Origin of the sequence: Arthrobacter sp. Bi26, from assembly GCF_918697925.1 — a bacterium.
In the GTDB taxonomy this organism is placed as follows: domain Bacteria; phylum Actinomycetota; class Actinomycetes; order Actinomycetales; family Micrococcaceae; genus Arthrobacter.
The window spans coordinates 1-9,343 of sequence record NZ_CAKKMF010000126.1; the positions used below are offsets into that span (position 1 = coordinate 1).

Consider the following 9,343-nt stretch of genomic DNA (forward strand, 5'->3'; position numbering starts at 1 on the left):
CCAACTGACTCCCCACCGCCACCCTGGCCTCGCAAGTCCCCACCGGCTCCCAGCCTTCGCAAGCTCAGGTAGGGGCCCTCGCCGGTAGGGCCCCACGGCCAGGGAACCCTGGCGGCGTGGGCCCACCCAACAACCACGATCGACTGCTCCGTAGCCGCCGTTTTGAACGTCCAAAAGGGCACTTGCGGAGCAATCGATGAGAAGGAATCGGAATGACTGACAACAAGCTGATCATTGGCACCGCGCCGGACTCCTGGGGCGTCTGGTTCCCGGATGACCCCAAGCAGACCCCGTGGGAACGCTTCCTCGACGAGGTCGCCGAATCCGGCTACAAGTGGATCGAGCTGGGCCCTTACGGCTACCTCCCCACCGATCCGGCCCGCCTCGCCGAAGAGCTCAAACAGCGTGACCTGAAGATCTCGGCCGGCACCGTGTTCACGGCCTTCCACCGCGGCCTGGACCAGTGGGACACCGCGTGGGAACCGGCCCGCAAGGTCGCCGAACTCACGGCAGCGATGGGCGGGGAACACATCGTGGTCATCCCGGCCATGTGGCGCGACGACGTCACCGGGGAAGCCGTGGAGAGCGGCGAACTCACCGAAAAGGCGTGGAGCGACCTCTTCACAGGCCACAACCGCCTCGGCAAGACGCTGCTGGAGGATTTCGGCCTGAAGCAGCAGTTCCACTCGCATGCCGACTCCCACGTCGGCGCGCAGGAGGACATCGAAACCCTGCTCGCCGCAACGGACGCCAAGTACCTCAACCTCTGCCTGGACACCGGCCACGCCGAATACTGCGGAGCCTCCAGCCTTGAGCTGATCAAGAACTACCCGGACCGGATCGGCTACCTGCACCTGAAGCAGATCAACCCGGACATCCTCAAAAAGGTCAACGCCGAAAACATGACTTGGGCCGCCGCCAACCTGGCCGGCGTCATGACCGAACCGCCGAACGGCCTGCCGGACCTGCGCGCCGTCATCGAAGCCGTGGAGGCCCTGAACCGGCCGATCTTTGGCATTGTGGAACAGGACATGTACCCCGTGGCCTTCGACGTCCCGATGCCGATCGCCAAGCGCACCCGCAACTACCTGCTCTCCTGCGGCTCCCGCACCGCCGTCAACTAGAACCCGAAGGAACCCACCATGACAAAGATCCTCCGCGTGGCCGTCATCGGCGCCGGCCGTATGGGCGCAGACCACATCCAGCGGCTCAACACCCGCATCCACGGCGCGGAAGTCGCCGCCGTCGTAGACGTCGACCTCGCCCGGGCGCAGGCCGCCATCGAGGGCATCCCGGGCGCCGTCGCCCTGGCCGACGCCGAGGAAGCCCTCAACAACGGCGACGTCAACGCCGTGCTGATCGCCACCCCCGGCTTCCTGCACGAGGACATCCTGCTCAAGGCGATCGCCAAGGACATCCCGATCCTCTGCGAGAAGCCGCTCACCCCGGACGCCGGGTCCTCTTGGAAGATTGTCGAGGCCGAGCAGAAGCTGGGCCGCAAACGCATCCAGGTCGGCTTCATGCGCCGCTTCGACGCCGAATACGCCGCGCTTGGCAAGATCATCCGCGACTCCGAACTCGGTGAGCTGCTCATGCTGCACCACCAGCACCGGAACCCCACCACCCCGGCGGGCTTCACCAACGAGATGCTGATCAACGACTCCGTGGTGCACGAATTCGACGCCATCCGCTACTTCACCGGCGAGGAAATCACGTCCGTCCAGGTCCGCCTCGGCAAGGCCACACGGAACGCGCCGGCCGGGCAGCACGACCCGCAGCACGTGCTGATCGAGACCGAGTCCGGCGTCCTGGCCGACGTCGAGATCTACGTCAACGCGAAGTTCGGCTACGAGGTGGCCACCCAGGCTTCCTTCGAGGACGGCGTCGTCAGCATCGGCGGGGACAAGGGCCCGTACACCCGCAGCAGCGGCCGCTGGGGCGGCGAGGTCACCCCCGGCTTCGAGGAACGCTTCGGTGCAGCGTACGACGTCGAAATCCAGTCCTGGGTGGACGCGGCCCTGCGCGATGAGATCGGCGGCCCCACCGCCTGGGACGGCTACGCCACGGCCGCCTGCTGCGAGGCCGGCGTCGAGGCGCAGAAGAACGGCGAAAAGGTCGCCGTGAAGCTCAACGCCAAGCCCGCCCTTTACCGCTAGGAACCCTGCCGGCCGGCGCCCCGTCCTGCTACGAACGCGGCGCCGGCCGGCCGCACGTCCGCCAGATCCACAATGGAGTGTTCACCGTGAAAATCGCCCTTGACCCCACCCCGTTCCACCACAGCCACGGACTTCTCGAGTTCCCGCGCGTGGTGGCCGACCTCGGCTACAAGTACATGCAGATGACCCCGCACGCCGATTTCATCCCCTTCTTCAACCACCCGAAGGCCGACGACGAGCTCGTGGGCAAGCTGAAGGCGGCCTGCAAGGACGCGGGAATCGAGATCGCGTCCGTGCTGCCCGTGCTGCGCTGGTCCGGACCGGACGAGGACGCACGCGAAGCCGCCGTCCGCTACTGGAAGCGCGCCATCCAGATCACTGTGGACCTGGGCGTTGGCACCATGAACACCGAGTTCAGCGGCCGGCCGGAGAAGGCCGAGGAATCCGAGCGGGCCTTCTACCGCTCTATGGAGGAACTGCTCCCCATCATCGAGCGGGAGGGAATCGACCTGCTGATCGATCCGCACCCGGACGACTTCGTCGAGGAGGGCCTGGCCGCGATCCGGGTGATACGCGGACTGAACTCGAAGAATGTGGGCCTGGTCTACGTGGCCTCGCACAGCTTCCACATGAAGAACGCGCCACTGGAGATCATGCGGGCCGCCGGCGACAAGCTGCGCCTGGTCCACGTCGCCGACACAATGGACCACCACGCCTCCCACGGTCTGCGCTACATCACCAACCCTCCCGGCAACCCTGTCCGGGTGCACCAGCACTTGAAAATCGGCGACGGCGACGTCAACTGGGACGAGTTCTTCGGCGGCCTGCACGAGATCGGCTTCCTCGACCGTGACGACACGGTGATGGTGTCCAGCGTTTTCGCCGAGGACGACAACGCCGCTGACGTCTCCCGGTACCAGCTGGAGACCATGAAGCAGCAGATCCAGAAGGTCAGCCTATGACGGCGCCCGACAGAACGGCGTACGACATAACAGAGTCCGACAGAACGGTGCCAAACTCAGTTCCGCCCGCGGCAGCATCTGATTCTGCGGGCCAGGCAAAGGCGGCCCGGACTGCCGGTGGCGCCTCGAATCCCAAGAGGTACATGCGGCGCGTGGCGCTCTTTTCCACGTTTGGCGGCCTCCTCTTCGGTTATGACACCGGCGTCATCAACGGTGCCCTGCCGTTCATGCAGCGGGACCTCGGCCTCACCCCGCTGACCGAGGGGCTGGTGACCTCCAACCTGCTGTTCGGCGCGGCCTTCGGCGCCATCTCGGCGGGCAGGCTGTCGGACCGCTTCGGCCGGCGCAGGACCATCATGGGGCTCGCGATAATCTTTGCGGTGGCCACCATCGCCTGCTCGCTCTCGCCCAGCACCGAACTGCTCGTCGCCTCCCGCACCCTGCTCGGCCTTGCGGTCGGCGGGGCGTCGGTGATCGTCCCGGTCTACCTGGCCGAAATGTCCCCGGCGGCCCAACGCGGACGAATCGTGACGCAGAACGAGCTCATGATTGTCACCGGACAGTTCCTTGCCTTCACGTTCAACGCCGTGCTGGGCAACGCCTTCCCGGAGGCCTCGCACGTGTGGCGGTGGATGCTGGTCATTGCCACGCTGCCGGCTGTCGTGCTGTGGCTTGGCATGCTGCTGCTGCCGGAAAGCCCGCGCTGGCTGGCGTCGGCCAGCCGATTCGGGGAAGTCCTGGAGGTGCTGCGCCGGACGCGCACCGCGGAGGACGTTTCCCCCGAGTTCGATGAGGTCCGGCAGGCCGCCAGGGAGGACTACCAATCCAAGCTCGGCACCGTCCGTGACCTCACGGTGCCGTGGATCCGGCGGATCTTCGTCGTCGGACTGGGCATGGCCGTGATCAACCAGATCAGCGGCGTCAACGCCATCATGTACTACGGCACCTCCATCCTCTCGAGCTCCGGCTTCGGCGACCGAGGCGCCCTGATCGCCAACGTCGTCAACGGCGTGACCTCGGTGGCCGCCGTCGTCGTCGGGATGTCCCTCATGTCGCGCTTGCCCCGGAAGTCCATGCTGATCGCTGGCCTGACCGGCACGGCAGGATCCTTGCTGGCCATCGGCATCATCTCCATGCTCATCCCGGAAGGCACCCTCCGCGGCTATCTGGTGCTGCTGTTCATGGTGACGTTCCTCGCCTCGATGCAGTCGTGCATCGGCACCGTGACGTGGCTGACCATGGCCGAAATCTTCCCGCTGCATGTCCGCGGCATTGCCATGGGCATCTGTGTCTTCGTACTGTGGATGATCAACTTCCTGATCGGGTTCTTCTTCCCGCAGATGGTGTCCTGGATTGGCGTCTCCGCGACGTTCTTCATCTTCGTCGGGCTCCAGCTGGCAGCCATCGTCTGGGTCAAGCGCGTGGTCCCGGAGACCAAGGACCAGAGCCTGGAAGACCTGGAACACTTCTTCAAACAGGCGGCCGCCAGGGAACCCGCCACCGCCTAGCTCCAACGCAGCAAGCCCCGCCCGGGTTCGTTCCGGGGCGGGGCTTTCTGCGTGCTGTCTGCGTTCCCGCGCGGGGGTGCAGAGCTAGAGCGCGGCGTGCAGGCGGGGGAGGGCGTCGACCAGCGGCGCCAGTTCCGGCACCTCCTGGGCCTCGGCCAGTGCCCGCTCCAGCGTGGCGTCGTGGACCGGCCTGCTCTGCTCGAGCAACGTGATGCCGCTGGGAGTGAGCTCGGTGTAGATCCCGCGGCGGTCATCCGCGCATAGGATCCGGGTCAGCAGCCCGCGGTCTTCGAGCCTGTTGACCAGGCGCGTGGTGGCGCTCGCGCTCAACGCGGTGGCGCGGGCCAGCTGCTGCATCCGCATATGCCAGCCGTCCTGCCGGCTCAGCGCGTCCAGCACGGTGTATTCCACCACGGAGAGCTGCGCCTCGGCCTGCAGGGAACGCTCCAGCTCGGCCTCGATCAGCCCGTGCAGGGCCGCCAGGGTCCGCCAGCCTTGCGCCCGGACCTCGACGGCGTCGTCCTTGATGCCCATCAGGTGTTTCCCTTCAGCTCGTGTGCCCGGCGGGGTGCTGCCGGGCACATCAAATAATAGTTGCTTGCGCGCTGTATCTGCTTGTGCAACAATAAATAACGCGTCTGCAACTACTAGCTTACGCGCCATACCCCATCCCGTACAGCTTTGTAAGGAGCACCTCCATGCCTGTTGGCCTGATAGCCCTCGCCCTCGGCGGGTTCGGCATCGGACTCACCGAGTTCGTCATCATGGGCCTGCTGCCGCAAGTGGCCGCAGACTTCCGCGTCACCGAGGCCACTGCCGGCTGGCTCATCTCCGGCTACGCGCTCGCCGTCGTGGTCGGGGCGCTTGGCCTCACTGCGGCCGTGACGCGGTTCGAACGCAAGCCTGTGCTGGCCGTGCTGATGGTGCTCTTCATCGCGGGCAACCTCGTCTCGGCGCTCGCGCCCGACTATTCGATGATGATGGCCGGCCGCATCATCGCCGCGCTCTCGCACGGCGCGTTCTTCGGCATCGGCGCGGTGGTGGCCGCCAGTATGGTGGCGCCCACCAAGAAGGCCGGGGCGATTGCGATCATGTTCACCGGCCTGACGGCGGCGAATGTGCTCGGTGTCCCGTTCGGCACCATGCTGGGACAGGCCGCCGGCTGGCGCTCCACGTTCTGGGCGATCACGGTCATTGGCGTCCTCGCCCTGGCCGGCATTCTGGCCCTGGTGCCGAAGACCGGCTCCGGCGACGCCGCTGGCAGCCTTCGCGGGGAACTCCGCGCCTTCCGGTCCGGACAGGTCTGGCTCTCCATCCTCGTCACCATCCTCGGCTACGGCGGCATGTTCGGCGCCTTCACCTACATTGCCTTCACCCTCACCGAGGTCACCGGCTTCTCCGCCACCACGGTCCCGTGGTTGCTGATCCTCTTCGGCGTCGGGCTCTTCATCGGCAACACCGTCGGCGGCAAGGCGGCCGACAAGAATGTGGACCACACGCTGCTCGTCGTGCTCGCCGTCCTGGTGGTGGTGCTCGTGGTCTTCGCCCTGACCGCCGGCAACCAGCCGGTGACCATCGCCTCCATGGTGTTGCTGGGCGGCTTCGGCTTCGCCACGGTTCCGGGCCTGCAAATGCGCGTCATGAAGTACGCCAGCAGTGCTCCCACCCTGGCCTCCGGCGCGAACATCGGCGCCTTCAACGTCGGCAATGCCTTGGGCGCCTGGATGGGCGGCGTCACCATCACCGCCGGCCTCGGCTACACCTCGCCCATCTGGGCCGGCGCCGGAATTACCCTGCTGGGCCTGGCGGTGATGGCGTTCGCTGCGGCTCACGCCAAGAAGCCCGACGCCGACCTGCCGGCGGCCGGCGAGTCCACCGTTCCCGCCGCAGCAGCGGCGGAATCCAGCACCGACCTTCCGGCCACCGAGGCTGCAGCCGTTGCCCGCTGACCGCCCGACCACAACAACAGGAGACACCATGAACTCGATCCCCAATATCGTCCTCAACAACGGGGTACGCATGCCACAGCTGGGCTTCGGCGTCTTTCAAATTCCCGACGCCGAGACCACCGAGGCGGTAGCAGCGGCGCTCGCGGCCGGCTACCGGAGCATCGACACGGCCGCCATCTACGGAAACGAGACCGGAACTGGCCGCGCGCTCGCCGAATCCGGGATCGGCCGGGAGGACCTGTTCATCACGTCCAAGCTCTGGATCGACGACCTCGGCTACGAGCCGGCCCTGGCTGCTTTTGACGCCAGCCTGGACAAACTGGGTCTCGACTACCTGGATCTTTACCTGATCCACTGGCCCGCGCCGGCATCGGACCAGTACGCCGACTCCTGGCTGGCACTTGAGAAACTCCTTGCCGACGGCCGGGTCAGGGCCATCGGCGTCTCCAATTTCGAGCCGGGACACCTGCAGCGGCTCATCGACCTCGGCGGAACGGTGCCGGCCGTCAACCAGGTGGAGCTGCACCCGGCCCTGCAGCAGCACGCGGTGACGGTGTTCAACGCGGCGCAGGGCATTGCGACGGAGGCCTGGAGCCCGCTGGCCCAGTGTGCCCTGCTGGCAGATCCGGCCCTCCGGGAGATCGCCGCCCGGCACGGCAGAACCCCGGCGCAGATCATTCTGCGCTGGCACCTGCAGCAGGGAAGGATCGTCATCCCGAAGTCAGTGACGCCGGCCAGGATCCGGGAGAACCTGGAGGTTTTCGGCTTTGATCTTGCCATGGGCGAACTGGAAGCCGTGAATTCCCTGGAGCGAAACGGACGCACCGGACCACACCCGGCCACGTTTAACGGCTAACCGTCCGGGCCTGTGCGGCCTAGCGGCCTAACTGCCGGCCCAGCCGCCGGACTGGCGGCCGAACGGCAGCCGCGGGTCCAGGTCCTGGCCCTCCCAGGTCTGGCGGATCCAGCTGTGGTGCGGGTCATCGCTGATCAGCCAGTCGCGGACCGGGCCCGGGCCGGCCATGACGTTGAGGTAATACATGTCGTAGCCGGGGGCGGCCATGGCGGGTCCGTGCCAGCCGTAGGGCACCAGGACGACGTCGCCGGTCCGAACCTCGGCCGCAACGTCGATGGGCCGGTCGTCGGAGGCGTAGACCCGCTGGTAGCCGATCGCGTCGTCGGCGCCGGGCCGCTGCGGCGCTCCGGGCGTCACGCGGGTTTCGAAGTAGTAGATCTCCTCGAGGCTGGTCTCGCCGTCCTTTTCCTCATCGTGCTTGTGCGGGGGATAGGAGGACCAGTTTCCGGCCGGGGTGAGGACCTCGCAGACGATGAAACGGTCCGCCTCCAGCGCGGCGGGGGTGCCAAAATTGTGCACCTGGCGGGAGCAGTTGCCTGCTCCACGCAGTTCCACCGGCGTCTCGGCGGCGGTGATGAGGCGGGTCGGGTAGGAGGCTTTGGCCGGGGCGGTGGCTACCGCCACGCGTCCGCCGTCGGCCGAGGTGATGGTCACTGCCTTGGCGGCTCCGGTGTAGAGCACATCGCTGGGGCCGCTGAAGACGCTGTCCCGACCGGCCAGGGGATAGTCCTGCCCGTCCACGGTCGCCACAAAGGAGCCGTTGAGCGGGATCACGATGCGTTCCTCCGCCGCGGCGTCCAGCGCGACGGCGCCGCCGGCCGCCAGTGTGGCGACCTTCAGCCCGGTGTGCGCCCAGCCGTCCACCTCCAGTCCCGAATCTGACGTCCCGATGGAAATGTCCCACTTGCCTTCGGCGGCGGTGCCGAGCGGATAGACCCAGTTGGCCATGGAAGCTGCCCTTTCGTTGTCGCGCCGGAGGAAGGCGCGTGTGTTGTGCGGGGGTGGAGCCGGTGGCGCCCGTCGCTGAACTCTTATCTTTGAACCAGTGTCATTTCGAAGCTGTAGGAATCCGCCCGGTAGACGTGGTGGCCGGTTTCCACATTGCGTCCGGTGTCGTCCACGGCGGTCCGCTCCATGGTGACCAGGGCGGAGCCGGGCGTGGTCTCGAGCAGCGGCGCCTGGTAGTCGTTGGCGATCATGGCGCCGATCCGCTGCGAGGCGAGGCGGAAGTTCACGCCGCCGTTGCGCAGGATGGCGTAGAGGCCCTGCGAACCCAGGCTCGCCTCGTCGATGGCCGTGATGTCGTCCCGCACCCAGTTCTCCATCAGGGCCAGCGGCTTGCCGCCCACTTTCCGGAGCCTGGTGAAGTGGTAGACCTTGGCGCCGGCCGGAAGGTGCAGTGCTGTCCGGGTCACGGCGTCCGCCTCCTCGTGCGAGAAGCTGAGCACGTCGGTGGTGGGCTTGCTGCCGTTGTTGCTGAGGTCGTCGTAGAGGCTGGACAGTTCCAGCGGGCGGCGGACCTGGCTGGAGACCACCTGGGTGCCGACGCCGCGCTTGCGGACCAGCAGGCCGGAGCGGACCAGCTCATCCATGGCTTTGCGCATGGTGGGCCGGGAAAGGTTCAGCTGGGCGGCCAGGTCGATCTCATTTTCCAGCCGGCTGCCGGGTTCCAGCAGCCCCGTGTGTATCGCGGCCTCGATGCCCTGCACCACTTGGTGGTACAGCGGCACTGGGGAAGAGCGGTCGATCCGCAGATTAAGTTGATTCGTCACTGGGCGTGCTCCCTTGTGCTCCGCGGCGGCCGAAGTGCCGGCCTATCCGCGCATGTCAGGCTATGTTCGCTTGATAGGACATACTGCCTTTTTCTGATAGTAGCAGGGCCGCCACGGGCAGCCAAGGGCCACCCTGAGGG

Annotated in this window: 9 protein-coding genes; 6 read left to right on the forward strand and 3 right to left on the reverse strand. The window is 66.8% G+C overall.

The window, feature by feature from the left end:
• Nucleotides 1-212 precede the first annotated feature (212 nt).
• From LQV16_RS21590 to LQV16_RS21605, 4 genes are all read left to right on the forward strand, one after another.
• On the forward strand, nt 213-1,124 hold the full coding sequence (locus tag LQV16_RS21590) for a sugar phosphate isomerase/epimerase (protein ID WP_229995908.1): 912 nt from the start codon (nt 213-215) through the stop codon (nt 1,122-1,124).
• 18 nt (nt 1,125-1,142) lie between these two features.
• Nucleotides 1,143-2,156 carry a Gfo/Idh/MocA family oxidoreductase gene (locus tag LQV16_RS21595; RefSeq protein ID WP_229995909.1) on the forward strand — a complete coding sequence of 338 codons (1,014 nt, stop codon included), beginning with the start codon at nt 1,143-1,145 and terminating at the stop codon, nt 2,154-2,156.
• A gap of 86 nt (nt 2,157-2,242) precedes the next feature.
• Complete coding sequence (locus tag LQV16_RS21600) at nt 2,243-3,118, forward strand: sugar phosphate isomerase/epimerase family protein (RefSeq protein WP_229995910.1); 876 nt, start codon at nt 2,243-2,245, stop codon at nt 3,116-3,118.
• 47 nt (nt 3,119-3,165) lie between these two features.
• Nucleotides 3,166-4,626 (forward strand): sugar porter family MFS transporter, encoded by a 1,461-nt coding sequence (locus LQV16_RS21605; protein WP_290369412.1) that lies wholly within the window; start codon nt 3,166-3,168, stop codon nt 4,624-4,626.
• Nucleotides 4,627-4,710: 84 nt separating this feature from the next.
• On the opposite strand, the gene LQV16_RS21610 is transcribed toward LQV16_RS21605, so the two are convergent.
• Nucleotides 4,711-5,160, reverse strand: a complete 450-nt coding sequence (locus LQV16_RS21610; protein WP_229995911.1) for a MarR family transcriptional regulator — start codon at nt 5,158-5,160, stop codon at nt 4,711-4,713.
• Between the two features lie 164 nt (nt 5,161-5,324).
• On the opposite strand from LQV16_RS21610, the gene LQV16_RS21615 reads away from it, so the two are divergent.
• Both LQV16_RS21615 and LQV16_RS21620 read left to right on the forward strand, forming a co-directional pair.
• Nucleotides 5,325-6,575, forward strand: coding sequence for an MFS transporter (locus tag LQV16_RS21615; RefSeq protein ID WP_229995912.1), 1,251 nt, complete (start codon nt 5,325-5,327; stop codon nt 6,573-6,575).
• A 28-nt stretch (nt 6,576-6,603) separates the two neighbouring features.
• Complete coding sequence (locus LQV16_RS21620) at nt 6,604-7,431, forward strand: aldo/keto reductase (protein ID WP_229995913.1); 828 nt, start codon at nt 6,604-6,606, stop codon at nt 7,429-7,431.
• Between the two features lie 27 nt (nt 7,432-7,458).
• On the opposite strand, the gene iolB is transcribed toward LQV16_RS21620, so the two are convergent.
• On the reverse strand, nt 7,459-8,379 hold the full coding sequence (iolB, locus tag LQV16_RS21625) for a 5-deoxy-glucuronate isomerase (protein WP_229995914.1): 921 nt from the start codon (nt 8,377-8,379) through the stop codon (nt 7,459-7,461).
• A gap of 83 nt (nt 8,380-8,462) precedes the next feature.
• Nucleotides 8,463-9,203 (reverse strand): GntR family transcriptional regulator, encoded by a 741-nt coding sequence (locus LQV16_RS21630; RefSeq protein WP_229995915.1) that lies wholly within the window; start codon nt 9,201-9,203, stop codon nt 8,463-8,465.
• Nucleotides 9,204-9,343: the final 140 nt, after the last annotated feature.

What these genes read in the sequence shown, in the direction of transcription:
- LQV16_RS21590 (WP_229995908.1), top strand. Translation starts at nt 213, where the DNA reads ATGACTGACAACAAGCTGATCATTGGCACCGCGCCGGACTCCTGGGGC.
- LQV16_RS21595 (WP_229995909.1), top strand. Translation starts at nt 1,143, where the DNA reads ATGACAAAGATCCTCCGCGTGGCCGTCATCGGCGCCGGCCGTATGGGC.
- LQV16_RS21610 (WP_229995911.1), bottom strand. Translation starts at nt 5,160, where the DNA reads ATGGGCATCAAGGACGACGCCGTCGAGGTCCGGGCGCAAGGCTGGCGG.
- LQV16_RS21615 (WP_229995912.1), top strand. Translation starts at nt 5,325, where the DNA reads ATGCCTGTTGGCCTGATAGCCCTCGCCCTCGGCGGGTTCGGCATCGGA.
- LQV16_RS21620 (WP_229995913.1), top strand. Translation starts at nt 6,604, where the DNA reads ATGAACTCGATCCCCAATATCGTCCTCAACAACGGGGTACGCATGCCA.
- iolB (WP_229995914.1), bottom strand. Translation starts at nt 8,379, where the DNA reads ATGGCCAACTGGGTCTATCCGCTCGGCACCGCCGCCGAAGGCAAGTGG.